At 54.8% G+C, this 21,351-nt stretch carries 18 protein-coding genes; 4 read left to right on the forward strand and 14 right to left on the reverse strand.

All coding sequences use genetic code 11. From position 1 onward, the window contains the following. From LC334_RS22030 to LC334_RS22045, 4 genes are all read right to left on the reverse strand, one after another. On the reverse strand, positions 1 to 305 hold a 305-nt coding region (locus LC334_RS22030), incomplete at its 3' end, for a hypothetical protein (RefSeq protein WP_223413123.1). A gap of 482 nt (positions 306 to 787) precedes the next feature. Beyond that, entirely contained in the window at positions 788 to 1,642 is an 855-nt protein-coding gene (locus LC334_RS22035; RefSeq protein ID WP_176237799.1) for an aminotransferase class IV, read from the reverse strand. An 11-nt stretch (positions 1,643 to 1,653) separates the two neighbouring features. Continuing rightward, positions 1,654 to 3,126, reverse strand: a complete 1,473-nt coding sequence (locus LC334_RS22040; protein WP_085802516.1) for an N-acyl-D-amino-acid deacylase family protein — start codon at positions 3,124 to 3,126, stop codon at positions 1,654 to 1,656. Between the two features lie 390 nt (positions 3,127 to 3,516). Further along, positions 3,517 to 3,993, reverse strand: a complete 477-nt coding sequence (locus LC334_RS22045; RefSeq protein WP_139836554.1) for a hypothetical protein — start codon at positions 3,991 to 3,993, stop codon at positions 3,517 to 3,519. A 105-nt stretch (positions 3,994 to 4,098) separates the two neighbouring features. On the opposite strand from LC334_RS22045, the gene LC334_RS22050 reads away from it, so the two are divergent. Further along, positions 4,099 to 4,866 (forward strand): MmyB family transcriptional regulator, encoded by a 768-nt coding sequence (locus LC334_RS22050; protein ID WP_085802514.1) that lies wholly within the window; start codon positions 4,099 to 4,101, stop codon positions 4,864 to 4,866. A 661-nt stretch (positions 4,867 to 5,527) separates the two neighbouring features. Here LC334_RS22050 and LC334_RS22055 read toward each other — a convergent pair. Beyond that, entirely contained in the window at positions 5,528 to 6,085 is a 558-nt protein-coding gene (locus tag LC334_RS22055) for a heparin lyase I family protein (protein WP_176237798.1), read from the reverse strand. A 198-nt stretch (positions 6,086 to 6,283) separates the two neighbouring features. Here LC334_RS22055 and LC334_RS22060 point away from each other — a divergent pair, with 198 nt between their 5' ends. Further along, complete coding sequence (locus LC334_RS22060) at positions 6,284 to 7,963, forward strand: winged helix-turn-helix domain-containing tetratricopeptide repeat protein (protein ID WP_223413124.1); 1,680 nt, start codon at positions 6,284 to 6,286, stop codon at positions 7,961 to 7,963. Positions 7,964 to 8,393: 430 nt separating this feature from the next. On the opposite strand, the gene LC334_RS22065 is transcribed toward LC334_RS22060, so the two are convergent. Then, positions 8,394 to 10,283 (reverse strand): SLC13 family permease, encoded by a 1,890-nt coding sequence (locus LC334_RS22065; protein ID WP_085802511.1) that lies wholly within the window; start codon positions 10,281 to 10,283, stop codon positions 8,394 to 8,396. A gap of 383 nt (positions 10,284 to 10,666) precedes the next feature. Here LC334_RS22065 and LC334_RS22070 point away from each other — a divergent pair, with 383 nt between their 5' ends. Beyond that, positions 10,667 to 11,686, forward strand: a complete 1,020-nt coding sequence (locus tag LC334_RS22070) for an IS110 family RNA-guided transposase (protein WP_085802510.1) — start codon at positions 10,667 to 10,669, stop codon at positions 11,684 to 11,686. Between the two features lie 419 nt (positions 11,687 to 12,105). Here LC334_RS22070 and LC334_RS22075 read toward each other — a convergent pair whose 3' ends face one another. From LC334_RS22075 to LC334_RS22110, 8 genes are all read right to left on the reverse strand, one after another. Next, positions 12,106 to 13,128, reverse strand: a complete 1,023-nt coding sequence (locus LC334_RS22075; RefSeq protein ID WP_085802509.1) for an ABC transporter permease — start codon at positions 13,126 to 13,128, stop codon at positions 12,106 to 12,108. Then, complete coding sequence (locus LC334_RS22080; RefSeq protein WP_085802508.1) at positions 13,125 to 14,633, reverse strand: sugar ABC transporter ATP-binding protein; 1,509 nt, start codon at positions 14,631 to 14,633, stop codon at positions 13,125 to 13,127. Before LC334_RS22080 ends, LC334_RS22075 begins: the two co-directional genes overlap by 4 nt. A gap of 65 nt (positions 14,634 to 14,698) precedes the next feature. Further along, on the reverse strand, positions 14,699 to 15,772 hold the full coding sequence (gene torT, locus LC334_RS22085) for a TMAO reductase system periplasmic protein TorT (protein WP_085802507.1): 1,074 nt from the start codon (positions 15,770 to 15,772) through the stop codon (positions 14,699 to 14,701). 64 nt (positions 15,773 to 15,836) lie between these two features. Further along, complete coding sequence (locus LC334_RS22090) at positions 15,837 to 16,808, reverse strand: 5-oxoprolinase subunit C family protein (protein WP_085802506.1); 972 nt, start codon at positions 16,806 to 16,808, stop codon at positions 15,837 to 15,839. After that, positions 16,798 to 17,673 carry a 5-oxoprolinase subunit B family protein gene (locus tag LC334_RS22095; protein ID WP_085802505.1) on the reverse strand — a complete coding sequence of 292 codons (876 nt, stop codon included), beginning with the start codon at positions 17,671 to 17,673 and terminating at the stop codon, positions 16,798 to 16,800. The genes LC334_RS22090 and LC334_RS22095 overlap by 11 nt, the downstream gene beginning before the upstream one ends. Continuing rightward, a complete protein-coding gene (locus tag LC334_RS22100; RefSeq protein ID WP_085802504.1) occupies positions 17,670 to 19,055 on the reverse strand; it encodes an acetyl-CoA carboxylase biotin carboxylase subunit in 1,386 nt (461 codons plus the stop codon). Before LC334_RS22100 ends, LC334_RS22095 begins: the two co-directional genes overlap by 4 nt. A 2-nt stretch (positions 19,056 to 19,057) precedes the next feature. Beyond that, positions 19,058 to 19,294, reverse strand: coding sequence for an acetyl-CoA carboxylase (locus tag LC334_RS22105; protein ID WP_085802503.1), 237 nt, complete (start codon positions 19,292 to 19,294; stop codon positions 19,058 to 19,060). Positions 19,295 to 19,309: 15 nt separating this feature from the next. Next, entirely contained in the window at positions 19,310 to 20,092 is a 783-nt protein-coding gene (locus LC334_RS22110) for a 5-oxoprolinase subunit PxpA (protein WP_085802502.1), read from the reverse strand. Between the two features lie 152 nt (positions 20,093 to 20,244). Here LC334_RS22110 and LC334_RS22115 point away from each other — a divergent pair, with 152 nt between their 5' ends. Beyond that, positions 20,245 to 21,210 carry a LysR substrate-binding domain-containing protein gene (locus LC334_RS22115; RefSeq protein ID WP_223413125.1) on the forward strand — a complete coding sequence of 322 codons (966 nt, stop codon included), beginning with the start codon at positions 20,245 to 20,247 and terminating at the stop codon, positions 21,208 to 21,210. Positions 21,211 to 21,351: the final 141 nt, after the last annotated feature.

The following is a 21,351-nucleotide window of genomic DNA, read 5'->3' on the forward strand; positions in this document are numbered from 1 at the left end:
CCAAACTGAACGCCACTGTCGAACTTACCGTATTCGTTGGCGACTTCACCGTTGATGTTGGTGAAATTGTCGACCTTGGTAACACCATCGGCCTTGAATTTCGTCCCGGTGACATCGTCTCCTGTTACGGTCAGGCCATCCGCGATGCTATCATCTGCAAGATCAAAGAAAATTGCGTTCAGATCACCGATAGAACCGGTGTCATCCAATACCATAAGGTCGAATTTCAGACTGCCGTCTGGTTGTTCAGTGATCGTGATACTGACGTTAACGTGTCCACCCAGCGTAAATGAGAGAGTGCTCATGGAATGTTGTCTCCTAAAGTCCGTTTGTTCCTGGCCGGACTTCTTAAGTGGCTGGCGCTACAAGAATGAGGCAGCCAGGCGGCAATACTGCGGCGACAATTTCAAAATTCGAATAATATGATTTGAATTTGAGGTGCAATAACAGGATCAGCCGGGACTGCCTGCCGTCGGTCGCACTTGCGACAACGACCGCATTCGGTGGAAAATACGATGCATCCACATGATCCGTCGTTCAGCCAACGCCTTCCGTTGCTTCGCACCTTAGTGCAGCGCTGACATAGGGAAGCGGCAGCTATTCTGGAGGCGTGGAAATGCGCAGTGCATGCGCATCGACATATCAATAAAAAACGCGGATTAGGAGGATTTCGCGCCTTAGGATCTTGAAGTTTCTTATTGCCAAAAATCAGCTCGGCCCAAGCAGGCTTTGGCGTGACGGTTCGGTGCTGCGCCGCGGCTTACGCAAAGCTGCCATTTGTGTTGCTTCATTCAAAAGCGGCACGGACCGACACAAGATACTCTTCACGCAATCGCATCGTGACCGGGCCGATCGCTCCGGTGCCAATCACTTTGCCATCTACCTCGAGAACAGGTTGGATGTAGCTCGAGGCGCCTGTGGCAAAAGCCTCGTCGGCGCCGAACACATCTTCCAACCTGTAGCGTTCTTCAACTATCGTAATACCTTGTTCCGCTGCTACTTTTAGCATGGTCTGCCGAGTGATCCCGGGCAGCAGATCCCGTTTCAGAGGACGGGCGCAAATCTGGTTGTCCCGAACTATGAAAAAGGACATCGCGCCACATTCAGTGACGTAACCCTCTGGATCGATCATAAGAGCCTCATCGGCACCGGCTTTGCGGGCAATCTCTTTGGCCAGGACCTGCCCCAATAGATTGCTGGTCTTGATATCGCGCCGTGCCCAGCGGATATCAGGGGCTGATGCAAGTCGCAGGGGTGTTGGTGGCTCGCTCGCCGATCCATCGTGCAGCGGTTGGGTGAACGCAAATACAGTCGCCTTGAGTCCGCCAGGATACAGGTAGTCTCGGTCATGCACGCCGCGCGTAATATGCAGATACAAAAAGCCCTCCTGAACGTTGTTTTGCTCAATTAGCCCGGTCAATCCGTCCAGAAGAGCTGCATCGCTCATTGGTGACAGTATTTCGAGTTCTGCCAGGGATCGACTTAGCCTCTGCAGGTGATACAGGAAGTCAACGATCCGCCCATCCAGAACGCCAAAGCCCTCATAAACCGCATCGGCAAACAGAAGGCCGCGATCAAAAATTGAAACCTGCGCCTTATTCTCGGGCAGATACTCTCCGTTCAGCCAGATTGTTCTACTCATCTTATTCCCCGTCATGCAGCTTGATTGCCCAAAAAAACACCGGCTCGCGTGTCCGTCTGGATACCATGCCTCAGCGCGAATTGCCCGTTGACCAGAACGTGGCAGATTCCTGCGCTCGGTTGCTCAGGATTTGAAAAATCGGCCAGATCTTTGACCTTGTGCGCATCAAACAAGACGAGATCAGCTTTCTTGCCGGCAGCGATCACGCCGCGATCAGATATGCTGAAACGCGAAGCGGACAGCCCCGTCATCTTGTGGATAGCCTCGGTCAGGGACAGAAGTTTCAATTCACGCACATAGTGCCCTAACACACGGGGAAAGGTGCCCCAAAGACGAGGATGCGGCTTTTCTGTACCTGGCAACCCGTCTGACCCGATCATCGCCACCGGGTGTTTCATGATACGCTGAACGTCGGCCTCATCCATGTCGAAATAGATCGCCCCAGCTGGCTTAAGGCGGTGGCAGGCCTCTTCGCGGGTGACACCCCAGTTAGCTGCGATATCATCCAGAAGTTGCCCGCCGAGTTCGGGATATGGGGTCGACCAGATCACGATCACCTTACTGGCGCTGCCTACAAACCGTTCCAACAACGCGCTGGAGGAGGCCACATAAGGGTAGACATCAAAGCTGACCTCACCATGCCGCCTGGCCAGATCGATCATCTCCAGGGTTTTCACACTTTTTCCAAAATTGGCTTTACCGGCGCATTTGTGATGAGACAGGACAAGCCGCGCCTTTGCTCGCTGCCCTGTTTCCAGCGCCTCGCTCACTGCACCGATCACGCCGTCGCCCTCATCGCGGATATGGGTGGCGTAGATGGTGTTTTGGTGCCCTGACACGACTTTTGCCAGTGCCACCACTTCGTCCATTGGTGCTTCCAATGATGCTGGATAGTCTAGCCCGCTAGACAGACCGGCGGCACCTTCGGTCAGTGCAGTATCCAGCAACTGTGCCATGAGATCAATCTCCTCTCCGGAGGCGGGTCTGGCCAAGTCCGTCCCCATAACGGTGGCCCGAAGAGAGGAATGCCCGGCCAGCAGGCGAACATTCACTGCTGGAGGAGAAGTAGTCAATCTCTGCCGGTATTCAGCCACGCTGTCAAAACTATACTCTCGCAATCCAGGCACAACATTGAATGGATCAGGCAACCCATCCTGCATTCTAAAGGGCGCAGCACTGATCCCGCAGTTTCCCGCAACGACGGTCGTCACGCCTTGTGTCACCTTGAAGGGCATGTCGGGGGTTCGCAGAAGTGCCCAATCGTCATGTGTATGCACATCTATAAACCCGGGAGCGGCACAAAGCCCTGTGCCGTCAATGCTTGTTTCTGCCTGAAGGGTCGAGCAATCGCCGATGTGAACGATCTGGTTGCCAAGTACCGCGATATCCGCCGCTTGCACCGGAGCGCCGGTGCCGTCGATTATGGTTGCGCCCTGGATGATGATGTCGCAATTGTCCGGCACATGCCCGCGAACAGTTTTCATTGCGCGCCTCTGATATCTATTCAATTTTGAGGTTAACGCATCGAAATGAATGGCGGTAGAAATATTGTTGGATACTTAGTGCGCGCAAATTACCAACAGAACTGAGAAGGTGACGATTGGCTATGAACCGTTTCACAGGATGCAGATCATCCTTAACCAAGGTCGGTTGAAGCGTAGTCAAATGCAAACTGCGCTTGGAGGTTTCTCACCTTTCACCCAGACCAGCAGTTAGCACTTTGATCAAGGCCCAATCCGGGCATTCGCATCTCCTGAAAGTCGAGTTTTCCAGCTCCCCCGGGGTTCGACAATTGCGCATCGCACAGCAATTTGGCCCGCCAGGTACAGCAGAGCGGGACAAAACTACCATTCAAGTCATGGCTTCAATACATCCTACTTTCCTTTGCTTCCGGCTCTTGCTTCCGGCGCGGCATTGAAATCGCTTTGGGATATGGTGCCAGTTGTGACCCTGCGTCGGCAGGACAGTAACATAAGGGCTAGGAATGTTAAGTTTAGCACGGCATTTAACGGCGCACCAACGAGGATGGAGGCTGTACTATCCGTGCAGAACCAGGACCAGGTTGCAACCCAGGTCACTTTGGTTGCCGCATCGGGCGAGAGCGGTGCGACATATGTGCCTAAAGCCCACAGCATGCCGCCTAACCCCACCGTCAGCCCACCGGTGATGGCGACCAGCAGAGGGACTGGCACTGCCAGGCCGGACGGAACGTCCTGCATCGGCCAATACGCGATCTGAAGAAAGATCTGGGCGATGGGGTGCAGTAACGGTAGCCCTGTCAAAGCAAATAGCGCGCCCGTCACAATCAGAATCCATCCTGAACGGCGCATGGCAGATTGTTGTTGTGTCATGGTGTCCTCCTAAAACGCTATACCCCTCTTGCGCGTTCAGTAGGGATCAAAGCAATTACCTCAGAGGTAAGTGATTTCCACCAACAAACAGGTTAAGACTGCCTCATGACGTCTTACCCAAACCTACTGAAAGAATGGCGCAATCACCGCCGGATGAGCCAACTCAGTCTGGCCGTTGAAGCTGATGTAAGTGCGCGTCATATCTCGTTTCTAGAAACTGGTCGGTCGCGGCCTAGCCCAGAGATGATCGTACATCTTTCGGAAGTCATGGAAGTGCCGATGGACGCCAGAAACCAGATGATGCGTGCGGCAGGTTTTGCGCCACGATATACCGCGATCCCACTCGACGACACGGCAATGGCGCCAATTCGAGACGCTGTCGCATGGACGCTGGAACGGCATGCCCCATACCCCGGTTTGGTTCTTGATCGTCTTTGGCGGATCATAAAGCTGAACGACCCTGCCGCGATGCTGTTTGCTCCGTTGGGGTTGGGGGAAGGCTTGAGCCTTCTCGACTTACTGACAAACCCAATGATGGCAGATGTTGTGGAAAACTGGCCGGAAGTGGCGCATTACACGATGCTTCGCCTTCGTGCAGAAAGCGCAGCGGCTGGTGGTATCCTCGAACTAGAAGCTGCGATAAAAACATTGGCGGCACACGCCTACACTTCGAGTAACGCGGTGATGGGGCCGTCCATTCCAACAGTCTATCGCTTTGCCGGCCAGCGCCTTTCAATGTTCGGAACCATTGCTCAGTTCAGCACTGTAGCCGATGAAACTCTCGATGACCTAAAGGTTGAGCTGTTCTTTCCAGCCGACGATGAGAGTGCGGCCCTGCTGACCGCGCTCGCCAATCAACCAGACATTACATGACAGCCGATGATGAGCTGAATTTCGGTTTCCAAAGTGTTGGTCTGGAAAGCTTGTCGCCTTCCGCAAAACCGTGTTTGCGACATCGCCAATTCTGATTGCAGCCGGTTAGCACACGCTCATCAAAAATCCTACCGTTTTTACACGCTAAGATTGGAAACCGAGCGGCGCCAGTTCAAGAAAGTAATTTAATAATGTTACCGGCCCATACCAGACATTCAGCGCTGCACAATTTCAGCCGGCCCACTCCCCGAAACCGAATATTGGTTCGTAGCGCCGCTTCAGGCATCCGCTGATATCCATCAATAGACAATGGCTAGATGAAAGCGTAGGCGGCTAGATTTTGGATGTCCGGCTTCGGGAAACTGATTGGTGAATTATGAATGTTGCCAAATGTCGGCTAAGGGCCGCGAGTGATCTAGCCCATATCGCCCGTAACAGCGGATGCTGTGGCCCAGCCGAGGTCGGCAGTGAGTCCAAAGGAGATCAAGAGATTTTTAGATGCGCGCGCTCGCAGCACTGCGTGATAAGCGACCATTCATGATGGCTGCGTCAAGTATCAGGGCCCGAATTCACAGGTCGCGCGAAGAGCCGGCATCTGAAATTGCGGGGGTAGTTCGGGACCCCCCGCAATTTCATAGGTGAGTGCAAGTTGTTGCCGGTCTTACCAACTGCCAACTTCGATGTTTCGGTATGAGACTGAAACATTGTCGCCGTCGGCCAGTTTCAACGCACCTTCCAGACCGAGGACAAGGTTGATCGTGTCGTCGGGTTTGATGTTTGGCCGACCCGTTTTCGAATAGACCTCTTTTCCATCGCAGATGACGTGGATCTCTCCAGGTGTTTTGTCCTTCAAGCCCTTTTTCTTTGTCGAATCCCACATGATGCGCACTTCAACCTGGTGCCATTCGCCAAAACCTATGGGTCCGAAGCAAGTCTTCCGGCTGATCTCGTAGCCATAATCGTGGCCGACGAAAAACTGTAGGGCGGGTTTGTCGCCAGACAGAAAGCGCCCAGCGTAAAGGTGGAAATCAGCCGCGTTGATTCTTAAATCCTTGGGCACGTTGACCTCCCAGCGGTAGGCGACCTTGTCGCCATGGGCGTGACCCTCCGTCAGTTGGTACTCGGCCCGTTGACGGGTTGGCGTGCACGCAGTTTCAAAGCCAGCCGCGCAGCCGTCATTGCTGAGGCGCGCGGTGACCACGCCGTCCTGAATGTCCATAGCTGTTTCGTTTGGGCCGATGATTTGAAAGTTGTTTGCAAGGCCAATTCCTGCCGCCATTGCAGCGGGCAGAAAAACCGCGGGGAACATCGTGTTTCTTAGTGCTGGTCTCATCTCTAATCCTCCTTTTGGATGTCAGAACCCGGTTGCTTTTTAAAAGGTGCAACCGCTACGATAGGTCAGCGGGGGACGCCCGAAATGTCCGGAGAAAAGCCAGAAATTTTTGCGAAACCTCATGAGGAGGTCTGGCTTGGCAAGTACCAATTTCTTTTTGATTCGAGTGAATTGAGGGATGAGCACGGCACCGTCATCCCGTTGCGGCGGCAGAGCTTGGAAGTTTTGACTTACCTCGCTGCGCGACCGGGCGGGGTGGTTCCGAAAGCCGAACTGATTGAGAAAATCTGGCCCGAGACCTTTGTAACCGACGATAGCCTGGGCCAATGTATTGTCGATATTCGGCGTACACTTAGAGACAGAGATCACAAGATCGTCCGGACATTTCCAAAGAAGGGCTACATGCTTGTCCCGACGGAGCGACCCACCGAGAATAACGAGCCCGCAAACTCACTTATCAACGGCCGGCCCTTTTACTTCATCGTCGCCGGAGCGATTGCACTATTGGGTGCGATCATGGCCTTTCAATTTTGGAGTACAGATCCCGGTAAGGGATTCTCGGCAGCCTTGCCGTTGTCGGATGGGCCATCAATCATCGTGCTGCCATTTGACAACCAGTCCGAGGATACCGACCTAGATTATCTTGCCGCGGGCTTCAGTACATCTATTCGCACGCAGCTTTCGAAGTTTCCCGATTTTTTTGTCATTGCCGGATCAACCTCGGTGACCTTCAAGGACAATCCGGGCACGGCCCGAGGAATAGGGCGCGAGCTAGGCGTGCGATACGTTCTTGATGGAAGTATCCGCAAACAGTCAAACGGGGTTTCGGTTAATGCCGAACTGGTCGAAGCGGAAACCGAGCACACGATGTGGGCAGAGCAGTTCGACCTTTCCCATGACAATGCCCTGCGTGCGCAGGCCGATATCGTTACGGAAATAGTCGCGACGTTGAACGTTGTTGTCGGAGAAGAGGAACTGACCGCGATCCGTTCCCGCCCGACCAGTGATCTCAACGCGTACTATCTGTACATGCGGGCCGAGGCAGCAAGTCAGTTGGTGACGCGGGCAGGGCGAGCTGATGCGGTGGAGCTGCTTAAACAAGCGGTCGAGCGCGACCCGGATTACCTAGCCGCGCATTTTGAACTCAGCGGTCGCTATCTTAGTCTTTACCGGTTTGGCGGTGCCGAAGATCCTGAAGAGGCTGTCCGGCTTGCGCGGTGGCACGCCAAACGCGCACTTGAAATCAACCGGTCCGACTATCGTGGGCATTTCAGGCTTGGCATGCTTCATCTTTTTGCTGACCACGATCACGAACTTGCGCTTGCCGCATTCGCGCGGGCGATCAAGGAGAACCCGAACGATGCCGACGTTCTGTACAACATGGGGTTTCTGCGCGCGCTGATGGGAAAACCGCAAGAGGCTATCGAATGGAATGACAAGGCCAAGCGGATAAACCCGCGATATCCGGGTTGGTATAACTTCAATGCAGCCCAATCCCGGTTCTTCGTGCAGGATTATCGCGAGGCTGAAACGCTGGCCCGCACGGGAATGGCCGAATATCCAGCCTCGCTGGCACCGCGCCGAATTCTCATCGCAACGCTTGTGGAAACCGGTCGTTTGGATGAGGCAAGGCACGAAGTCGAAAATTACCTGGCGATCAACCCTGATTTCCGACTATCGACCTTTCGCAATACCCCATTTCAACATGCGAAAGACCGGGACCGTTACTATGGCGCGCTGCGCGCGGCTGGCATACCTGACTAGTAGTCAAAGGTAAATTTTGGCTCTCTGTCGCCATTCGGTTCCGCTGCGCCCGCGATCTCGACAGGCTCTGAGCCCGTCCTGTGAATTCTATTTTCGCGCTGCGTGCGCACGCAGCGCGAGTAATGCTGTGCATGCCCGAAACCTGGTGCTGCTGAGCATCGGGAAAACCGGTCGTTGGTGCCGCCAGCAGTGAACTCGGCAGGGGCAATTCACAAGTCGCGGACTTTGCTGACACTGGCGGAACGTTTGCTCAATGCCTGAGAAGAAAGGGTCCAATCTATGGACATAAGCCTCACCACCGCACTTATCGTCGCGAATACGATCGGGTACCCCGCCGCACCAATTCGCCAAAAGCCTGGGCCTGAGTAAGTCGCAAGCGTTGTGTCGCCGCTTTTCTGAACGGGTGTTCATTCGCTGCGAAGCGTTCCACTCAGAAAAACAGATTCAGACCCGCCATGGATACGATCAGAAAGAGAATAGTCATAATTCCGCCGGAACGCACGAAGTCGATCACACGGTAGCCCGCAGGCCCCATGATCAGCGCGTTGACCTGATGGGTTGGGATTAGGAATGAATTGGAGGTCGAAATTGCCACTGTCAGGGCAAAGACTGCCGGGTCCCCTCCGGCGGCCAGCGCAATCGACACCGCCAACGGTACAAGTAGAACGGTCGCGCCGACATTTGACATTACGAGCGTGAACGCCGTCGCTAAGATCGCCAGACCTGCCTGTAGCGCCCAAAGTGGCCACCCCTCCAGCAAGCTTAGAATTTGTCCTGCAATCCAGGTTGCAGTGCCGGTATTCTGAACCGCCTGGCCTAATGGAATAAGGGAGGCGAGCAAAAACACCGTACTCCAACTGACGGCATCATAAGCCTCATCAATCGATAGAACACGGCTTAGAATCATCCCCATAGCCCCAGCAAGCAGGCACAGGGATAAACGGACATCCGAAAACAGGATCAGCGTCAACGCCATAGCAAAAAACGCCAATGCCCAACCCACCTTATGTGGGCGAAGGTCTTCTTGTGGGAAATCCGATGTCACGACCACGAAATCCCGGTCTGACAGGAGTTCGGTCAGCCTGTCCCATTGGACATGAACCACTGCAGTATCGCCTGCCTGTAACGGGACTTGTCCAATATGCGTGGCGACATGATCTTCTGTCTCAACATGGCTCAAGGTATCTTCGCCACGATGGATCGCCAAAAGCGAAAGCCCGTGCGTCTGGCGGAGCCGAAGATCAATCGGGGTATGACCAATCACGCTCGAACCCGGCGGGATCACAACTTCTGCCACGCCTGATTGGGTGGACGCAAAATCATCCGAAAATACATCCAACTGAGGCAAGATTTCCAACCCGTAGGGTTCGGCAAATTCTTCCCGCACCACCCGATGCAGCCCCAAGACCGCGAGACGCGCGGGTGCCTCGATTGTTGTGTCAGCCATCGGAGCAATGACTTTATGTCCCCGGTAGGACGTGCCCAGAATGTACATATGATGCGCGACCATCAGATCCGCCAAGGTATGCCCTATCAGGATCGACCCTTCGGGAACGCGCACCTCAAACATATCTGCGCGCAATCCATAGGTGTTTTCGATATAGGTCTGCATTGAACGGGCAGACCCTGCATCTGTGCCCCGATCGCGTTGTGCAGGTAGAACCCACCGCCCAAACAAAACGAAGTAAAGAACACCTGTTGCCACCAACATCAGTCCAATAGGCGTGACCGAGAACAATCCAAACTGTTCCATCTTCCTTTCTGTCGGCAGGTTTTCATTCGATGCAATTATCAAATCATTCAACAATATCAGCGGAGAAGAACCGACCATCGTGATCGTTCCGCCCAAAATGGCGCAAAAACCCATTGGCATGAGTAGCCGGCTCATTGGAACTTCAGTGCGCGCTGAAATACGAGAAATTACCGGTAGAAACAAAGCAGCCGCTCCGACATTCTGCATGAATGAACTGATGATCCCAACCACACCGGACACTATAGGAATTATACGTGCCTCGCTCGTCCCACCCTGTTTTATTATCAACGCCGCGACTTTGGACATCAGTCCGGTCTTATCCAGCCCCGCGCCGATAATCATCACCGCAATGATCGAAACAACTGCGTTGGACGAGAAACCGGCGAATAAGTTCGAGGCGTCCGCCAGATTGTTAAGTCCCGGCAAATAGCTGAGCCCGCCCAACAGCACCATGACCAATACCGCCGCCACATCGATCCGCACGATTTCTGAAATGAAAAGAAATACGGTGAACGTCAGCAGTACCAGCACCGCTATCATCTCGTTTGTCAGCACTACTGCTTCCAAGTCTGCCTCCCAAGGTCAGTCTATCCATCCATACGAGATAAAGCTCGGCATAACCAAGCTTTGTCATAAATGAGCGTGGCGCAGATGTAATTTGTCGTACTCGCGGGTTAAATGAATGCGGTGCACAGTTCGGTTCTCAATAAGCAATTAAGCGCAATCGGCATCGATAGCATTTTGTTGTCCTCCTAAACCCCTGGCGGAGGTCGAGTGGCAGTGGGCGGGTAAATGTGAAGTAGATTGCGGCCCATAGGAGAGCTCCGATCACTGATCCCGATGCTGCGGTCGCAGCCCGCATTGCGGATTGGGTGGATGGCTCCTGCTCCATCGGCGTCACGATGCGCGATAGTGCAGTTGTTATCGACTGCTAGGAAAGGAGCCACCCAATGCAGGTTACAACAATCGGCCTAGATCTGGCCAAGAACATCTTTCAGGTGCACGGGATCACAGCGGATGGAACGGTTGCGTTCAATCGATCGCTCGGGCGCGCTCAGCTTTTGGAGTTCCTCGAAAAGCTTGATCCGTGTCTCATCGGTATGGAAGCCTGCGGATCGAGCCACCACTGGGCGCGTCAATTCCAAAAGCTGGGCCATGAAGTGCGCTTGATGCCAGCGATGTACGTGAAGGCTTATGTCAAGCGCGGTAAGTCGGACGCCATCGACGCAGAGGCGATCTGTGAGGCCTTAACACGCCCCACGATGCGCTTTATCGCGATCAAAACCGAGGAACAGCAGGGCGTGCTGTTCCTTCACCGTGCCCGAGACATGGTCGTGCGTCAGCGAACCCAGCTCAGCAACATGTTACGCGGACTGTTGGGCGCGTTCGGGATCGTGATCGCGCAGGGGGTCGGCAGAGCTGTGAAGTTTGCAAAGGCGGTGCTGGACGGAGAGCGTCCGAGTATTCCTGAAGTTGCCGTCGATGTTTTGACGAACCTGTGTAACCAGATGGTTGCTCTGCATCTGCGCATTCTTTGGTACGACAAACGCATCCTGCTTGAGGGTCGAAGAGACCGCCAGGTGATGTTGTTGCGAACCATTCCCGGGGTCGGCCCTGTGACCGCCTCGGCCATCGTCGCTACAGCGGGCGACGGACATCAATTCCGCAGTGGGCGAGAGTTTGCTGCTTGGCTGGGGCTGACGCCTATTAACCGATCAAGCGGTGGTAAAGAGCGTCTGGGGCGTATCTCAAAAATGGGAGACAGATACGTCAGACGCCTTTTAGTGGCAGGCATGACGGCACGCCTGAAACACATGAAGGATAATCCGGACCGCGCCGATCCATGGGCAGTCGCCTTGTTGGACCGAAAGCCGCCAAGACTGGCAACCGTGGCCATGGCCAACAAAACCGCTCGGATCATCTGGGCCGTCCTGACACGAAACGAACGCTACCAACCCCATGCGGCATAAACTGACAAAAGGAACATAAGAGACGCAAGACCATTGAGATGATGGAGCAATGTCAGCCCGCCAACCGAGACACCCCGTCGAATGTCTGGGACACCATGTTGTCCGTATTGCCGATTGGGACTTGGTCAGCGGAAACCATCAGGGCCAGCAGCCGCGTGCGCTGCGCCAACAGGCCGGACACACGACTGCATCTGACAGACGCTCATATCAGCTCAAAAAATGTCTTGCTATGCATGAGCCATCCACACACGACATTCTTTGCGAACGCAAAAGGAATGGATCTCCAATTCACATTCAGCAGGCAGAAGTTGCCGTCCGCTGATTATTCACCAATGATTTCTCTATGTCGCATTTGCGCTTTTCCGGTTCATTTCATTGGCGTTGTCGGTTCATGTGATGTGCTTGGCGCGGTTGCGATGTCATCTCCCGCTCATGATCATGCGGTAACGAAGCTGGTCGAAGATGACGGCGAGGATCAGCAACATGCCCAACAAAACCATCTGCATGTAAGAGCTTACTTGCGCCAAGTTCATACCGTTCTGGACGAGTACAATGAAGAAGGCGCCGAGAACGACGTTCTCGACCCGTCCAATGCCACCTCTTAATGACACGCCGGCGATCACACAGGCGGCGATGGATTCAAGCGCGATGGTGCCTCCAAGATTGGCCTCACCCGATTCAACACGGGCGGTTAGTAACAAGCCGGTCAAAGACGCGATCAAAGCACAGATCATGTAGGCCAGCATCAGGGTCTTGCGGGTGTTGATCGCCGACAGATGCGCCGCTTTGATATTGCCACCCACAGCGTATACTTGCGTGCCAAGCCGGGTACGGGACATGAATACCCACATGATGATGATACAAAACGTGGCCACGATTACCGGAACAGGGATACCCCACAGCCGGCCAAAACCGAATGTATCACCAAAAGCGAAAGGCAGGTCGCTGACCGGCACACCACCAGTCAGGAATAGCGCAAGGCCCGCGCCGACCGAAGACACCCCCAGAGTCATGATAAAGGGGGATACCTCGAAATAGGCCACGCCGACACCGTTGACCAAGCCGATTAACAGCGCTGCACCAATGCCCATCAGGGCACCGATTGTTATGGCCAGCCAGATTGCATCGGGGAAGACCGCCGACAGCCAAACCATACCGGTCGCCGATACGACCGAAGTCAGTGCGATCGCCGTTCCCACCGATAAATCGAACCCGCCCGAGATCAGCGCCAGCATTTGCCCCAGAGAAACAAGCACCAGATATACTGATTGCCGGGCGACATTCATCAGGTTCTGGCCAGTCAGGAATTTGGACGAAAGCGCTGTAAAGACGATCAGAGCGATGGCCAGGAAGAACGGCAAAACGCCGACTCGGACAAAGACACGTTTTGTCCTGTAAAATGCGGCGTTGTTGGTACTGGTGTTAGTGGTTTCAGCGCTCATGCGGTCGCTCCAGTTTCGTCAAAGAAATGTTTCAGGACCTGATCTTCGGTCATGCTGTCGCCACTAAGTGCGGCGGTGATTTTGCCATGTGCGAAGACCAGCAAGCGATGCGACAGGTTCAACACCTCTGGAAGGTCTGAAGAAATCAGCACTACTGCTTTGCCCGCCTCGGCCAGATCCCGGATCAGACGGTAAAGAGCCGCGCGCGTCCCCATATCGACGCCGACAGTCGGCTCGTCGAATATGTAGACATCGATGTCCTGCCCAAAAGCCTTACCGAACAGTACTTTCTGCTGATTGCCACCCGACAGTTGGCTAACCAGCTTGCTGCGATAACCCTCGGATAGTTCGACCTTATCGGCGATGGCCCCGGTTTTTTGTCGAATAGCGATCCAATTGACAAAGCCGCGCAGTTTTTCATCAAGCCGCGCCATCATCGGGTTCACAGCCAGATTGTCGTTGCACGGTTTCGCCAGATCCAGACCTTCATGTTTGCGATCCGGTGACAGGTAATAGACACCCGCCTCAATGATAGCTCTCGTGGAAGATTTGGTGATATCACACCCCGCAAGCTCGACCTGCCCGCCAAGACGCGGGTTCAATCCCATAATGGTTCGAAAAATTCTTGATTTTCCCGAACCGACCAGACCGGCAATTCCCAAAACCTCACCCGCGTTGACTTCAAATGAACAAGGATGCAGGCCAGTTGTCAGAACCTGGTCGACCTTCAAGAAAACATCACCGGTATTTTGAGCGATGCGCGGGTAGATTTCAGATATCGCGCGGCCCGTCATCATCTCGACCAAAGCGCCGTCGTTGGTATCAGCCATTGCAACCGTACCGATCTTGGCACCGTCCCGCAGTACGGTGATCCGGTCAGCGATCCGGGCGAACTCCTGCATCCGGTGGGAGATATAGATGATGCCGATACCACGGGCCTTCAGATCCTTGATGAACCTGAACAAGTGATCAACCTCGCGGTCCGTGAGCGATGCTGTCGGTTCATCCAAGATCAGCACCGACAGATCGCCGTGGAAAGCCTTGGTAATCTCGACCATCTGTTGTTGCGCGCGCGACAGGGTTGCGGTGATTGCGGAGGGATCGATATCAAATTCCAGTTCCTCAAACATCTGCGCAGCGCGTTGACGCATGGCGCGGTGATCGATGAACGGGCCTTTTCTGGGCTCCCACCCAAGAAATATGTTTTGTGCGACGCTCAGCGTTGGGATCAGTGAGAATTCCTGAAATACAGTGTAAATGCCGCGCTTCTGCGCGTCGGCAACACTTTCGAAGTGGCTTTTTTGACCGTCCCGCAGAATCGCGCCACTGCTGGGCACATTCGCGCCAGCCAGCATCGAAATCAGCGTGGATTTTCCCGCACCGTTTTCGCCGAAAAGCACATGGACCTCTCCAGGCATTAGGTCAAAATCGATTTCATCCAGTGCAAGTACGCCCGGATATTGTTTGGACAAGCCGATGGTTTGAACGAGGGGTATGTTTGTCATTCTGTCACTCCAGTACATAGGCCGAACCTGAGGGGCCGGCCCATGTCTGCCTGTAGCCAACTCGCTCAGTTCACTGAAAACACAGGGTTGAAGCCATCAGGAGGGAGAATGTCGGTGCGGGGCACATCGTTGATATTCGACGGATCGACCACAAAGATTTTGGGACCCACATGCTTGACGTATTCCTTGCCTTCAAGGATGCGTACGGCCTGATCTATGGCGATACGGCCCTGCACCACCATCGAATCCGCCGGGGCAGCCAGGATAAAGCCGCGCTTGATGCCTGTGTAAACGCCCGGCGTCATATAGAAAGCCAGCAGATCAACCTCACCTTGCAGCCCGCGTTCGCGGATCAGGCCTTGTGCGGCTTCGGCCGTCACTGCGGTGCCCGCCAGATAGCGCACATCAGGGTTGGCCTGCAGCACGTCTTCGACCAACTTCAGCTGCGCCTCTTTGCCGGTATCACCAAACCGGGGCTCAAGCACTTCAACTGCGGACCCTTCCACAGCCTCCATGAACCCCGCGTGCGCGGCCTCGACCCAGCCGGCACCCGCCGGACCGGGGAACCAGCCGACCTGCACCGGGTCACTACCGGCAGGATGTTTCTCGGCCAGGTAGCGTCCGGTTTCTGCCCCCATCGTCTTGAACGAGACCAGGGATTTCGCCGAGATATCGGTGGAGGACACACCGTTGATCACGTCGATAACGGGCGTGCCATTCCCGGCAATTTCGCCAATCACATTGTTCAACCCATCATAGGAAATGGCCCCGATGACAACCGCATCTGCGCCGCTTGATACGCAATCCTCTATCTGGCTGATCTGCTTGGCAAGTTCTGTATATCCACCCGCTTCCACATTGTTCATGGCCACACCAAGGCGCTTGGCCTCATCGGCAACTCCATAATTCACACCCAGCCAGTAGGCGTCTTTCATATGCGGGAAGGACACGCAGATGTTCCATTTCTGATCCGCCTTGTCCAGCGGAGTGTAGGTTACCGCGTTAACGGTGCCATCGGCGGCAAAAGCCGGTGAAACCTCTTCGGCTTCATAGGGATACCAGCTCTCTCCAGCGACCGCGGTCGCAGGTATCACAGTTGCCAGCGTCAAAGCAGCGGCGGTTTTCAAGACGAGTCTCATCGTTCTGACCTCCTTGTCAGTTCTTCAAATTTGGCGGTTTCCCGCGGGATTTTTGGTTGGGCTCTTAGGCGAGCTCTTCTCTGATTTTCTGCAGGCCTGCGTGGCGTTCGGCTCGTGCGGCCAGCGCCTGATCCATATCGACCTTCAAGAATTTGACCGGCGTGTTGGGCTGCAGCTGTCCGATCAGGTCCATATCGGCAGAAATGATTGCGCCCAGTGTGAAATAGCCACCGCCCGATACCGCATCGCGGTGCAGCACGATGGGTTCGGTCCCACCCGGCACCTGAATGGAGCCGTAGGAATAGCAGCCATCGACAATGTTCGACGGATCAGCGCCCGCGCCAAAGGGCTGTTCGCGATCCACAAACTCCAGCGCGCGTCCGCCCTTGAAACGATATCCCATCCGGTCCGCCTCGGGCGCGACAGTCCATGTGTCGTCGAAGAAACCTTGTCCTGCAGCCTCGGTCAGCCGGTTCCAGTAAAGTCCCGGCAACACGCGCAACTCGGCCGGGTTGGACGGACCGCGTCGCAGAGCTGCCGAAACACTACGCCCGACGGGTGACTGCTCCGCCTTGCCGACCGGAATGACATCCCCCTCGGCGATGGGCCGTCCTTCGATGCCGCCCAATGCGCCGATGGGATAGGTCGACCGGCTACCCAGATCGGGATCGGTGGCGATTCCGCCGGAAACCGCGATATAGATCCGCGCGCCGGATTTCAGAAAGCCGAAGCTGAGCGTTTGCCCTGCGTTCACCGCAAAGGATGACCAGCCTTCAACTGCTTCGCCATCAACACTCATTGGCATTTCGGCGCCGGTCACGGCCACGACGACATCTTCGGTGAATTCGATCTCGGGACCCATGAACACGGCCTCGAGCGCCGCCGCGTCCTCGGGATTGCCGACCAGCATGTTCGCGGCACGCATGGCAAAGCGGTCCATTGCGCCGCCGATGGGAATGCCGAGGTGAAAATAACCGGGACGACCAAGGTCCTGAATGGATGTGGATAGGCCGGGTTTGATGATCTTAAGCGCCATTGAGGGCCTCCATCAATTTCGCGTTGGTGCCCGCCATGTCGGCGTTGAACTCTTCGAGATCGAAATCCACCTCGGCGATTCGCGGTGCATAGGTGCCAGCTTCGACCGCAGCGATGATCCGGTCGTATTCAGCACGGTTAATCGGCGCCCATTTAACGATGTCGCCAGGGCGGAAAAAGACCATGAAGTCCTTGAGGTGACTTACTTTCTGTTCCGGATCATAGATTGGCATCGGGGTGATGCCGAACATCTGGTAGCCGCCCGCACCGCGCACGGAATAGATACAGGAAAAACACCCTCCATAGCCCACGGTCAGTTTGGGCGTATCGGTTCGGGGGCGCAGGTATTTCGGCACCTGCAGCTGCTTGTCACGCTCGACCAGTTGATAAAGAAACGGCAGCCCCGCAACAAAACCTACCATTGACACGAACCAGGGCTGCGCGTGATGCGCCTCAATGAACGCCTCGACACTATCAAAGCCGTTGATGCGGGCCGCATACTCCAGATCGGTGCCCGACGGGTCTTGATGCCGTTCGCGAAAGCGCATCACGGTCTCATGGGTCCAGGGGTCCTGATAATAGACCGGGATCTCGATAATCCGGGTCGACAGCCGCTTTTCGGCACTTTCGGCCATATGTTCCAGCTCTTGCACGCGTTTAAGCATGTCATCGGGATGGGTCACATCCGGATCGAATTTGACCTGGAACGATGCATTGGCAGGGCAGATCTCGGTCACACCGGGGATGTCGGCATCACGCACAGCGTTGCTCATCGAGAGAGATTTGAAAAAGGCATCAAGCGACATTTCCTCATCCATCTCCACATGGATGTGCTCGTCACCGCCAAATGTGTAACGTGTCTTCACGATGCACCTCCTGTTGTCTCGAGTTGTTTCAGATTACCGGCCTCCAGCCAGGGCTCCAGCCACTGGGTGTGGAAGACGCCGTTTTGCACGGCGGGATCATCAACAAGCGCCAGATGCAGTGGAATTGTTGTTTTCAGACCGGTCAGTTCGATCTGCTGCAAAGCGCTCTTGAGCTTGGTGATGGCCTCGGCACGTGTGGCGCCATGAACGATCAACTTACCCAGAAGCGAGTCATAAAACGGTGGGATCTGGTAGCCATCATAAAGAAAGTGATCAAAGCGGATGCCATCGCCTTTTGGGACTTTCATTTCGCTTAACTTGCCGGGCCAAGGCATAAATTGCGTGAATGGGTCTTCGGCGTTGATGCGCACTTCGATCGCGTGGCCGTTTCGGGTGATCTGATCCTGAGTCATGCTGAGTGCTTGGCCCCCGCAGACACGGATCATTTCCTGCACCAGGTCAACGCCGGTGATCATTTCGCTGATCGGGTGTTCGACCTGAATACGGGTATTCATTTCGATGAAGAAGAACTCATTGCTGGCCTCGTCAAAGAGATATTCCAGCGTACCTGCACCACGATAGTTGACAGATTTGGCCAGGGCGACGGCAGACGCGCAAAGTTGTTCCCGGGTGGCGTTATCCAGGCAAGATGCGCCCGCTTCCTCCCATACTTTCTGGCGGCGGCGCTGCAGAGAGCATTCGCGCTCGTAGCAATGCACTGCGTCAGTGCCGTCGCCCAGAATCTGAACCTCGATGTGACGGGGTGCTCGTACTGCCCGTTCCAGATAAAGCCCGCCATCGCCAAAGGCTGCCGCCGCTTCGGTCTGGGCCTGCGGCGCCAGTTTGCGCAGTTCGGTTTCGCTGTCTGCCACGCGAATGCCGCGCCCCCCGCCGCCAGCCGCCGCCTTGATCATCACCGGATAGCCGACCGTTCTGGCGATTTCGGCGGCCTCGTCTACTGTATCGACCCGTCCCCTGGAGCCAGGAACAACCGGAACGCCAGCCGCCTCTGCTGCCTTTCGCGCTTCGACCTTGTCGCCCATGCGCTCGATGGTGGACGCTGTTGGGCCGATAAAGGTAATCCCGGCGGCTTCGACCGCGCGCACAAAATCGGGGCTTTCCGACAGGAAGCCATAGCCGGGGTGAACCGCGTCGGCACCGCTGTCTGTGATAGCAGTCATCACGCGATCGACATTCAGATAGCTGTCCTTGGACGCTGCTGGCCCGATGCAAACCGAAGTGCCTGCCATCCTGACAGCCAGCATATCGGCATCGCCTTCAGAATAGGCCTGAATGGTTTCGATCCCCAATTCCTGGGCCGCCCGGATGACCCGCACGGCGATCTCTCCGCGATTGGCAATAAAGAGGCGTTTGATGGGCATGATCAGTCGCTCACCATTGCAAGCGTTTCGCCCGCAGTCACGGGGGCGGAATCTTCGGCTACATATGCCTCGAACGTGCCCGCAATTTCAGATTTGACTTCGATGAAGGTCTTCATCACCTCGACAAGACCGATCGTATCGCCCACGGCGACGTCATCACCCTTGGCCTTGAACGCAGCTTCATCAGGCGAGGGTTTGTGGTAAAACATTCCCGGTAATGGGGATTGGATATCTGCCATTGGTTTCGCTGTCCTTTATTTCGATTGTTCCAGAACCGTTGCCGCAGAAGCGATGGTGATGCCCGCACCTGTCAGCCCCTCACGAATGGCCCTGCCGATCTCAAGCGCGCCGGGAGTATCCGAGTGGAAACAGATCGACTCGAAACCGATTTCGATCTCATCGCCTTCAACTGTTGTGACAGTTCCGGTCTCGCATGCCTTGATGCACTTTTCAGCCACGGCTTTCGGATCGGGTCGGCCAACCTGGCGCTTGAATACGATCGAGCCGTTGTTGTCATAGTCGCGGTCTGCATAAAACTCACGCACGACGGGGTACCCGCTTTGCTTGGCGATCTGGTAGGTCTTTGACGCTTCCATGCAGAACAGAATGACATCGCCGCAGGTTTTCGAGAGCATATCGATGATCATCTTCGACAGCTCTTCGTTTGCCGCCGCCTCCATATAAAGCGCACCGTGCGGCTTTACATGCTGTAGCGAAATCCCATGACGGCGGCCAAACTCACGAATTGCACCCACCTGGTAGACAATATCATTAACCAATTCCTCGGCGCTGGTTTTGATATATCGTCGCCCGAACCCCTGAAGGTCTCGATAGCCCGGATGGGCACCCAGCCCGACACCATAGTCATGGGCCAGCTTGATCACCCGATCCATAGAATTGGGATCACCAGCATGAAATCCGGCCGCGATATTCGCCGAGCTGATCAGCGACATGATGTCTTCGTCGGGCGCTTCACCAAGCACCCACTGGCCAAAGCCCTCACCCATATCACAGTTCAGATCTACGAAATCATGCATTTGCACCGACCCTCGATTGGTTGAAAGCGATGGTCGTGGCGGAAAGGTGATATGTAAAATATTAATTTTTTAAGCTATAATATCGAGAAAACAGAATACCACTGCACTTCGCCAGATTGCTAATTCAAATTATTTAAGGGGTATTTCGAGAAATGCTGCTTTGGCGTGTATCTGATTTTTATATATACATACGACAATATTCTGAATATTGGTGTCATATGAATTTTCGACATCTCAAATTCTTTGTCGCCACAGCCGAATCCGGGCAGGTCAGCCGAGCAGCCACTCAGCTCTCCATATCCCAATCTGCTGTCACCAGCGCCATCAAGGAACTCGAAGCCGAGCTTGGAGCCCCGTTATTTGTCAGATCTGCACAGGGGATGGAATTGACCGAGGCCGGTCGCGATTTTTTGGCATCTTCACGAGAGATACTGGAGAAGCTGGACCAAGCCAAACGACTTACCCAAAAACGATCACCGGTTAAGGGTACAATCTCGATTGCCGCGACATACACTGTGATCGGTTATTTCCTGCCGCCGCATCTGGACCGCCTGAACCAATTTTTTCCCAATCTGGATATTCGGATCAGCGAATTGAACCGTGAGAGCATCGAGGAAGGTCTCCTGTCCAACCGATTTGATATTGCGGTCGTTCTGACATCGAACCTGAACAACCCCGAAATTGAAACGCAAACTCTGCTTCGCTCTTCGCGGCGCCTCTGGGCCGCGAACTCACACGAATTCATCCGGCAGGGCAAAGCCACCTTCGAAGACATCTCAAAACAAGATTACATTATGCTGACGGTCGATGAAGCCGCGCACACAACCATGCGCTACTGGAGCCTCAGCGCCTACCAACCCAATGTCAGGTTACGTACCTCCTCGGTCGAAGCAGTTCGTTCAATGGTGGCCAATGGCCAAGGTGTCACGATCCTATCAGATATGGTGTATCGACCCTGGTCACTGGAAGGAAAACGCATTGGCACTGCCGCGACAGATCAGGGCATACCTTCGATGGATGTCGGCTTGGCCTGGAGAAAAGGCATCGAACTTTCACGGGCCGTAAACTCGGTCGTAGAGTATTTCAACGAAACCTTTCTCGCACCAAAATCCCATTGAGGTTTATCCAGCGCGAGACCGGCCCAAAGCCGCCATCCGACGCTGGCCTTTGGTGCTGCGGCGCGGCTTATTTCGTTGAAAAACTCTTCCTTGATTGAGGGGCATGTCGCTGATTCAATCTCTACATTGAGATGGGAGATT

It is taken from the genome of Roseovarius aestuarii (genome assembly GCF_019966515.1).
Classification (GTDB): Bacteria; Pseudomonadota; Alphaproteobacteria; order Rhodobacterales; family Rhodobacteraceae; genus Roseovarius; species Roseovarius aestuarii.